The sequence below is a fragment of the Pseudoalteromonas sp. 120-MNA-CIBAN-0494 genome (genome assembly GCF_040308885.1).
In the GTDB taxonomy this organism is placed as follows: domain Bacteria; phylum Pseudomonadota; class Gammaproteobacteria; order Enterobacterales; family Alteromonadaceae; genus Pseudoalteromonas; species Pseudoalteromonas nigrifaciens.
The window spans coordinates 1-4,660 of the sequence record NZ_JBEOOE010000065.1 but is presented as its reverse complement, the minus strand read 5'-3'; the positions used below and the strand labels follow the sequence as shown (position 1 = coordinate 4,660).

At 40.5% G+C, this 4,660-nt stretch carries 2 protein-coding genes and 1 pseudogene; all 3 read right to left on the bottom strand.

Features of this window, described 5'->3' with window-relative positions; all coding sequences use genetic code 11:
- Positions 1–73 precede the first annotated feature (73 nt).
- A pseudogene (locus tag AAEY55_RS17840) lies at positions 74–1,087 on the bottom strand (sodium:proton antiporter); the annotation flags it as partial.
- 135 nt (positions 1,088–1,222) lie between these two features.
- Entirely contained in the window at positions 1,223–2,884 is a 1,662-nt protein-coding gene (gene pbp4b / locus AAEY55_RS17835; protein ID WP_089368930.1) for a penicillin binding protein PBP4B, read from the bottom strand.
- A gap of 10 nt (positions 2,885–2,894) precedes the next feature.
- Complete coding sequence (locus AAEY55_RS17830; RefSeq protein WP_350552546.1) at positions 2,895–4,067, bottom strand: DUF1343 domain-containing protein; 1,173 nt, start codon at positions 4,065–4,067, stop codon at positions 2,895–2,897.
- Positions 4,068–4,660: the final 593 nt, after the last annotated feature.

Below are 4,660 nucleotides of genomic sequence, written 5' to 3'. Positions count from 1 at the left end.
CTGCTATACCGAACTTTATCAGATCAACCGGCCAAGATAATTGTCGCTAGACCGGCCACCGTAATTGTCGCTTAATACCAGTACCCAACTCTTTTAAGCTTGCTCCTAAAGTTAACGATAACAATACAATGCCTACTAATGGCAGTAATTCGCCCATCCCTTTAAAGCCTGTTTCAACTAACTTATGGTGGCTAAATTGGCGTGATGCTAGCATTAAAAAGTAAGCTACAACTATGGCTAAAACGGTTGCATACAATACCGACTTTGAGCCACTACCTTCTGCCAATACACCGTTACCTGTGTAAAACATAAAGCCCACCATGCTAACAATCAGCGTAATAAGGGGCACTAACATAAAGCGTGCTTTAGAGCCTTTTACTTCTTCTTTTAAGTCAGTTGTTTGTAGCTCTAGTTTTTGCTCAGCTTGTTTCATTGGGCCATGTACTTTATCAAACGCAATGGTGTAAAAAACAATAACAAGCGTGATTATGGCGTAAAAGTTATAGCCTACGCTGCCCCAAAGTACCGATACAGCCGATTCACCTAACTCGTAGTTACTTAATAACCCTAGTACAAATGCGCCCCAACCATTTAGTAATATTAAAATACATACCGGCGCACTGGTGCTATCGATAATATAAGCTAAGCGGGCGCGGCTCATTTTAAATTTATCGAATAATCCGCGCGATAAAATACCCGCAGTAAGTACACTCAGGTTTGACTCTATAAACACCGCAATGCCAGTAAACATAGTTAAAAAGCCAACTTGGCGCTTACTTTTCGCTATACCTTTGTTCATTAACATATTAACGGTAGCGGCTACTCCACCCGACTCGCGAATGTAGGCAAGCAAAGCACCAATCAAAATACTAAAAATTAAAATACGGGTATTGCCGGGCGAGCTTGCTACGCTAACAATACGTTCAATAGTGTTTAAAAAGGTATTAAATACACTACTGCCCTCCCCCTGTAATGCGAGTAAAAACTCTGACGAAGCCACTGCAAGCAACAGCGCCATAATGACCTCTTTGCGCCAAAATACGACAGCAATGGCGATTAACGGCGGTAAAATAGAATACCAAGACATAAATTAACCTTTATTTTAGTGTGCTTATTTACGGGGTAAATATTTTACACTTTGTTATCTAGCTTAAGTTTTACAGTCAAAAACCATTTAAGTAAACCACTAAGCACATTGATATATGCTATTTATACTGTCAGTTTATTGATTTAATAACGCTTCGTATATTAATGAAACAACCGAGCCATATTGTGCAGTTTCATAATTTTTACCACTAAATTGATAACTTTTTTGCGAGCCTGTAATTGGCGTATGCCGCGCATTAGTTAATAAAATAATCGCTAAGTCGTAAACGGGATCAATTACCGTTACTGTGCCTGTCCAACCTGTATGCCCATAAGCCTGTGCGCTTGCGTAAGGGCCAAAGTGCCAACGCCTTGCTTGGTTATTACCAGCAAGCCTAAAGCCCAGCCCGTAGGTTTCATCGCTACTTTGTGGGGTTAAAAACTGCGCTAAAGCACTTGCACTAAAAAGCTGCTTATCGCCGTAACCACCATTATTTAATAGTAGCTGACAAAGTATGGCTAAATCTGGCGCATTACTAAATAACCCCGCGTGCCCTGCTACGCCACCTAGAGAATAGTACGCACGCTCGTCATGTACTTGGCCTTGTAAAACATGGGTGCGAATATTATCAAATTTGATTCGTCCGTCTCGCGTGTTACCACCCAGCTCTGTAGCGGCAAATTGCTGAGCATTAAAGCCTTTTTTAAGGGGGTTAAACACAGTGTTATGCAATTTTAATGGCGCATATACTTGTTGCTCTAGGTAATCGTCAAGTGAAAGACCGGTTATACGCTCAACCAATACTCCTAAAATCATGTAATCAATATCTGAATAAACATGCTGCCCGAGCGATTTTGCGCTAAGTGGCACACTGGTAAGTAAGAGCTTTTTTGTAGTATGGCTATTTTGTGAGTAAAACACATCGCCATTGCTACTGTCTTTACGATGAAAGTCAAACACCGGCGGATAGCCTGCGCTATGCGTGAGTAAATCTTTTACGCGTCGCTGCTCTCGACCATCGCCTTGATACTCTGGTAAGTATAATTGCACTGGCTTATTAATATTTAATAGGCCTTCGCTTACTAACTTCATTAATGCAAAGTTGGTAGCAAATATTTTAGTATTAGAGGCTAAGTCAAATAAGGTATCGGTTTGCATTGGCTCTGGGCGTAATAGCATTAAATCATTTTGTTGATACTGTTTTGCATCGCCATAAGCAGTTAATTTAATTAACTCACCATTTTTTACTACCGCTAAAACAGCACCAGGAAAACCCGCTTTAATATCTCGCTCTATTAATGCATCTACCTCACTAAAATTAGCCTGCTGATGCGATGCTTTATTTAAAGTAGGAAACGCAAAGCGCAGCGTTAAACTTGCTCCCGCTGGTTGAATGTTTGCAACTTTAAAGGTGTTAACCCCGTTATGCGTTAGCTTTGCTAAACTATATTGGTACACAGTATTAGCGCCGAGCAATTGCTTAATATTAAGCAGTTGATTATTTATATAAATGTCGGCACTTTTAGCACTATGATTTTGAATTAACAGCTGCCCATGGCCTTTATAGGCTTTAAACGTGCCGCGATTATTTACATACTTACGGCTACTAGGATTTGGCTCAGGAAAGGTAACAATTACTTGCGCATTAGGCAGCTCAACAAGTTTACTTTGCGTTAATAGCGCCTTGGGCTCGAGCGGCTCTACAGAGGAGCTACATGCCCCCAGCATAAAACTTAAAGCCACTATTAATAACTTTTTTATACTGTAATAATTTTTATTTTTTAAATATAAGTACATAAGCTGCCTTTTACTCATATAACAAATAAGGTGCTCTTTGCTGTTTAAATTGCATCAACCCCGCCTGCCAAGTTTGCTTTATTAGTTGTGCCGATTGCCCCGCCTCAATAGCTAAGCGCAGCTTATCGGTACCTGCTAACTTATCCATAAAATCAGCGCGCTCAAAAAACGTAATATCATTATTAAGCTGCTTATAAGCACTTATTAAGTAGCTTAAATCTAACCCTTTAGTGGTGGCTTGGCGTAAGTCGAGCCCCTGCACAGCTTGGTTTTTAAATTTAGGGTTTAGTGCCGCGCCTTTAATAGCACGCGGGGTAAAACTAAACTCTCCTAAAGCAATCGGTGAATACCCTATAACCTGAAACGCAAAGTCGGTACCTCTGCCAATACTAATTGGCGTGGCTTCAAAAAAGCACAAGGACGGATAAAGCGAAATAGCAGTATCATTTGGTAAATTAGGGCTTGGCTTTATCGGTAAACTATAGCTAGTTGCGCGCGTATAACCAGTAACTGGGATCACGTTAAGCTCTAAAACAGTAGCTTGATTGATCCAGCCTTCACCTTTGATCATGTTTGCAAGCTCGCCCACAGTCATACCATGAACGATAGGAATGGGGTGCATACCTACAAATGACTTAAATTGTGGCTCTAATATGGGCCCATCAACATAAGCAATATTTGGGTTTGGTCTGTCGAGTACAATAAACTCCACCCCTTGCTCGGCAGCTGCTTCCATCATGTAATGCATAGAGCTTATATAAGTATAAAAGCGCACTCCCACATCTTGAATATCAAAAATTATTACATCAACATCAGCTAAAACTTCGGCGCTCGGTTTTTTATTGTTGCCGTAAATGGAAATAAGTGGAATACCTGTTTTACTATCAACGGCATTTTTTACGTGCGCCCCCGCATCGTGATCGCCACGAAAGCCATGCTCAGGTGCAAATATTTTAGTTATGTTTACGTTTTTTTCCCGCAGGCTATCTACTAAATGGATTTTTTCTACTGTTGATGTTTGATTAACCACCAGCCCTACGCGCTTATTTTTTAACTGCGGTAAATACTTTGTGTATTGCTGCGCCCCCACAACAATTGAACCTTTAGCTTCATCAGCTTGTACGCTGAGTATTAAAGTAGCGCTAAAAATAAAAAACAACGTAATAAATAGGGTTTTAAACATACAGTCAGATCCTTTTAAACAAGGTACTTAAAATAACATAGGTAGTGATAAAGAGCAGCTTTAGAAAGGGGTTAAGTGGGCTTGAGCAGGCTTTGAATTGATATGGTGATTAGGCTCTGCGTCTACGACGAATAAATAAACTCGGTGTTTACTGGGTAGCAACCTACATTTCACTTTATTTCAGGCATAAAAAAAACGACTCAAGTGTCGGTTAATGTATGAAAGTGGTGAGCACAGGACGTATCTTGTAAGAGTGAACCTGTGACCGCACGGTTCTCAGTCACACAATAATTTCACTTTATTTCAGGCATAAAAAAACCGACTCAAGCGTCGGTTAATATATGAAAGTAATGGGTGCAGGACGTATCTTGTAAGAGTGAACCTGTGACCGCACGGTTCTCGGCCACACAATAATTTCACTTTATTTCAGGCATAAAAAAACCGACTCAAGTGTCGGTTAATGTATGAAAGTGGTGGGCGCAGGACGTATCTTGTAAGAGTGAACCTGCGAGTGCTCGGTTCTCGGCCACACAATAATTTCACTTTATTTCAGGCATAAAAAAACCGACTCAAGTGTCGGTTAATGTATGAAA